At 66.5% G+C, this 4,622-nt stretch carries 1 protein-coding gene; it reads right to left on the bottom strand.

Going from position 1 to position 4,622, the window contains the following annotated elements; genetic code table 11:
• Positions 1-4,622, bottom strand: a 4,622-nt coding sequence (locus ACGFIO_RS44250) for a hypothetical protein (RefSeq protein ID WP_392837288.1), incomplete at both ends; no start/stop codon positions are given.

The following is a 4,622-nucleotide window of genomic DNA, read 5'->3' as shown; positions in this document are numbered from 1 at the left end:
CTGACCGACAACGCCTGAAAATCGTTGGTGACACTCGGCAGCGACGGCGCCGGGCCTCGACGACGAGGCGGCGGATCGTCATACAGGTCATCGTGATCGTTCGAAGGCAGAACCTGCGAAGGCAGAACCGGCGGGAAGACGGGCGGCTGCATCGGCGCACCGAACCCGGCCGGATCCACCGGAGCGAACTCCCGACCAGGTGGCTCCCAATGCGGCCGCGGACGCGTCCGCTCCGGCAGAGCACGCTCAGGTGGCGAGTCGGAGGCAGGACGCCGTTTCCGCGAGGATGCCTGCCGCTGATACTGCGCGGGAACGTCCTCCTCAACGCCCCCGGCACCCTCGATCTTGTCCCGCTGATAAGCACGGCGGGCCGAATCCGCCTTGCGGTCGAGCTTCAGACGTTCTTCCTCGGTGCGATCGACGCCTCGCGTGTCCAACCGCTGCAGACGCGGGGGAAGATCCCGCTCGAGCACGCCGCTGGCCAGAAGCTTGGCACGCTCCCGGCCTCGCTGGTTCGACTCCCTCTTACGCTCACGCTTGAGACGCTCCTGCTCAGTCAGCTCAGGAGCCGGCTCAGGCCGCGCCGCGCCTGCCGGATCAGGCCGTGCCGGGGACGCCGACGGCTGCTCCCTACGACGAGCCCTAGCCTCTCGCCTACCGACTCGCGCCGTCAACTGCTCCTCAGAGAGGGCGAAGTCCGGAGGCCACCTCGTCTCCAACGCTTCGGGGAGTTCCTCACCGGCCGCCAGCACCTGATGCCGCGCCCGGCTCTTCGCCCGGTTAGCGGTCGCCTCCTGACGTTTGACCAACTCGGCCGCAGACAACTCGGAAGCCGGCCGTCCGCCCTGCCTCTGCAGATGCTCAGGAACTGGCGCACCCTCCGGCAGCGCCGCCCGCTCCTTCGCCCGTTGCTTCGACGCCGCCTTACTCTGACGTTTGCGCAGTTCCTCGGGAGTCAGCTCAGAGTCCGGCCGCCCCCGCTGCTTCTGCAGATGCGCAGGAACTGGCGCACCCTCCGGCAACGCCTCCCGTTCCCTTTTACGTTGCTTCGACGCGGCCTTCGACTGACGAGCCGCCAACTCCTTGGCGGTCAGCTCACTCGCAGGCTTCCCCCGCGGAATCTTCTCCGAGCCCTCAGGGATGTCCGTGCCCTGCTTGAGAGCACGCTGCCGATCCGCATACCTCCGAAACTTTCCTTGCTTCTCGTCCCAGACCGCTTGCTCGAGGACTTCATCCCCCGGCAACGCGCCGGCCCAACTCTGGTCCAGCTCTTGCAGATATCGGTCGGGTTCACGCGGCGACGAACGCCGCCGGCCCGATCCCCCGCCCGCGGGCTCGTCCTGTCCCAACCCGGAAGGCAACCGATCCCAACGGTTCAGGACATACGTTTCATCCTCATCATTGATCAGGGCGGACAGAACACTACGCTCGGTAGCGATCAGAGGATCGAGTTCCGAGTAGTTGTCCATCTGCCAGGACTCATAAAGAAGGTCACCATTAGGCAACCGCACAACATTGACCTGCAGAGGGTCCTGCCCCGCAATCCCCTCGAAGCCGAGACCGGCGCCCACCACCCGCCCAACATCAGGCAGCATCAAATTCGACGACCGGTTCACCGCAGTACGCGCGAAGTCATACGCGTTCACCGCCGCGAAAACCGACGCACGCTTGCCCGGATCAAGCGCGCCGACCGACGCCACGAACTGCTTCCACCGGGCCGGAGCAGCATCACCGAACCGGGCCTCAACATCCGGCACCCACTGCAACAGCAGGGCCCGCAAACCCTCGGCCAACCGACCGATCGACACATCATCAGCGGCATGAACCGCGGCCAGAACCGCCGGCAGCAAACCCGGCGTGTCCGATGTCCTGCCTCCCCGAACATCCGAATCGTTGCCCCCCGGCAACAGCCCGGCCAAAACCCCCGAGACCAGATCACCCACCGGCGGCAACGCCTGCGGGCCTTCACCCGTCCCGGCGGCGAAGTCGTACTCGGCCAGCATGGTGCTGACCTGCTCCCGCACGGAGTCGATCGACCTCCCGGCCAGCGAATCCAGCACCACGCCGTCCGGCAACCGCCCGACCAGATCACCCGGAGCCTGATCACGCACCCGCGTCAGCTCCGTACGCAACCGATCCGCAAACGCCCGCAAATCGAGTTCCGACAGCCCGGACAACAACGCCAGCGCCGCACCCACCGACTCCGGCACCGAGTCAGGGACTTGAACCAACCAGGTCTGCTGGTTGTAGCCGCCCTGGGGCCACCCACCGTACTGCGGGCCCGGCTGATAGGAGCCGCCGTAGCCGTAGTTCGGACCCTGACCGGACCAGTTCGGCGCCCCACCCGTGCCGTCGAAGCCACCACCCTGGTTGTCGTAGCCACCGTAGGGCGGCTGGTAGACGACGACGTTGTTCTGGACCATGCCGTCGAGCGTGGTCACCAGCTGTCGTGCTTCGTCCAGGGTTCTCTGCACCGCCGCCAGGTTCGCGCCGGCCCCGTTCCGGTACACGTTACCGACCGGGAAGGCACGGTCGGCGGCCGTCGTAGCTTCCTGGGCGAACGCCTTGTTCTCTGAGGCCGAGGCCACGATCGTGCGCGCTTCCGCCAGCGCCTCCTCCAGAGCCGCGTGATTCTGCTGCTGGGTCATCTCGTCGGCCGGCGGATAACTGAGGACACCGACCCGGTCCCGGATGCCGGCCTGCGCCGTCTGGAGCTGATTGTTCTCGGTCAGGATCGCGTTGTTGACGTTGTAGAGCGCCGTGACGTCCTGATGAACATCGGGCCGGAGCGACGGAGCGGCGGCGTAGCCGTTGATCATTCCGATGAGGTCATTGGTCTGAACCTCGATCTCCGGCAACTCGCCGTTCGACCTGGCCAGCCGCCGCAGCTCGAAGGGATTGATGTACGCGGGGTCGGCGTTGTCCGTACCTCCGATACCGAGCTGGGCGAGGGTGAAGGGCGGAACCGCGGAACCGTCGCCGTAGGTGGTGCCGAACACGACGTTGTCGGCGGCCACCGAGACCAGGGCGATCTGGAGATAGTCGTCACCGACGATGAACCGCCGGGCTTGAGCATTACCCAGTGGGTCGTAATTCGGGAGATAGCTGCCGATGAGGCCCTTGACGTCGAACCCCCGGTCGCGGAGAAACCGTCTCAGAACGGGCGGCAGACTGGACCGCATGTCCGCAATCTCTTTACGAGGCGCCACGAGCACCGCGTTCTTCGAGACACCCTCCTCCAGATTCGCCCGGACCAGCGAGTGCAGGGCGGCGCCGACCAGCGGGAACGTTGCGGCCAGGTAGCCGGTGAGTTCGTTTTCTCGCCAGGGCAGAGCCCGGCCTTTGGCGTATTGCCGGAAGTAGTTCTGGGCCGCCCGCCGGCCGAAGTCCAAGCCGTCGTTGGCGAACGTGCGGGCCACCTGGTCGTTCGGATCGGTCGACTGGCCGATGGCGGATTGCAGGAAGTCCGGCAGGTTGCTGAGGTGCGGGATTCCTGAGGTCCATTGCGTGTTCGGCGACTTGAACTTGCCGCCGATCATCTGGATCTTGTCGCCCGCCGACTCGTTCGGGTTGCCGCTGATGCCGGGCACCGGAAGGAATCGGATGCCCGGCACCCAGGAGAGAACGCCGCCCAGGCTGAAGCGGCTGCCGGCCGGCAAATTGTGCATGTGCTGGACGATCTGTTTCAACTGCGCCAGGACGTCACGCACCGCCGGGCCTTGCTCGCCGGGCCAGACGGCAGCCGGTTTCGACACGATCTCGATGATGTGGACGATTCGGGAATTACCGAAAGCGTCCAGGCGATGGGTCGTCTCGGTCACGAAGTTGAAGTAGTCGGACGTGGCGATCCTGGTCTGGTGCGGGATCGTGCCGTAGCGCCCGCTCCCCACAGCGATCTCGACCGCGACCTCGACCTCGAAGCCGAGGCGCCACACGTTGTCGGCCGCCTCGATATCCTCGGGCGTGGGGGCGAGGGTACCGGGCAGGTGGGGTTGCTGGTGCCGCGTCTCGGTGACAGTCCCGTCCGGGCCCTCGGTGTAGCTGACCCAGCTGTCACCGGTGAGGAATCGCCCCGCCCGGATCCGCCCGTCGTCGGCGATCGTTGATTTGGCCACGAAGATGTGACCCATCGGCGTGGTCCACACCGAGCCCAGACCACCGGTCACCGAGAATCCGCTGCGGTTGGGAGCCAGCCGCCGGACCTGCTCAAAGACCTTACGAACGAACGTCGGGCTCGGCTCGCAGGCGATGATCGTGATGTTCTGCCCGGTCCACTTCGGATCGTCCACGATCTGCTGCGCGACGGTTTCCGGGCTGTAGAGGTGCCGACCAGCCTGCACCTCATGGGCATGGCTGTGCACGCCGACCCGGTAGTCCGCGCCCGGCGGAAGGGCGTCGAACGCGGCCACATAGTGGGCGTCATCCTCGTGCAGGAGCCGCAGGCCAGCGGGGGTGTACACCCGCTGTACCGGGCCGAACCGCATCGGTGACGACTCGTCGGTTTCCACGTCGGCCGGAGCCGGCGGGGTCAGCAGTCTCGAGACGAGGTCCCCCACCGGCGGCAACGCCTGCGGGCCTTCACCCGTCCCGGCGGCGAAGTCGTACTCGGCCAGCATGGTGCT

Origin of the sequence: Actinoplanes sp. NPDC049265, assembly GCF_043197135.1 — a bacterium.
In the GTDB taxonomy this organism is placed as follows: domain Bacteria; phylum Actinomycetota; class Actinomycetes; order Mycobacteriales; family Micromonosporaceae; genus Actinoplanes.
This window is presented reverse-complemented; position numbering and strand designations above follow the sequence as displayed.